This is a genomic window from Undibacterium sp. Di27W (genome assembly GCF_049340345.1).
Lineage (GTDB): Bacteria > Pseudomonadota > Gammaproteobacteria > Burkholderiales > Burkholderiaceae_D > Undibacterium.
Map to the genome: position 1 here is coordinate 1 of NZ_JBMPOS010000130.1, position 362 is coordinate 362.

The following is a 362-nucleotide window of genomic DNA, read 5'->3' on the forward strand; positions in this document are numbered from 1 at the left end:
AAGACCGAAGCTGATTTGAATGCGTTCTCCCGTGAGCTGCTCAAGCTCACGGTGGAAACAGCGCTCAATGCAGAACTGACCGAGCACCTCGGCTACGAGAGGCATCAGGACAGCACGCCAGGCAAGGGAAATACCCGCAATGGCAGCACTGTCAAGCGCCTCAAAGGCCAGCATGGTGAAATCGAGATAGAAGCACCGAGGGACCGTGAAGGTTCCTTCGAGCCCCAGCTTTTGCGCAAGCACCAAAGCCGCTTAACCCAGATGGATGATCAGATTCTGGCGCTCTATGCCAAAGGCTTAAGCACCCGGGAAATCGTCGACGCGTTCAAGGAAATGTATGACGCCGACGTATCAGCCACCCT

At 55.5% G+C, this 362-nt stretch carries 1 protein-coding gene; it reads left to right on the plus strand.

Annotation, left to right across the window (positions count from 1 at the left end):
• Positions 1 to 362: transposase (locus tag ACO0LF_RS31615; RefSeq protein ID WP_423021394.1), on the plus strand; the 362-nt coding region annotated here is incomplete at both ends.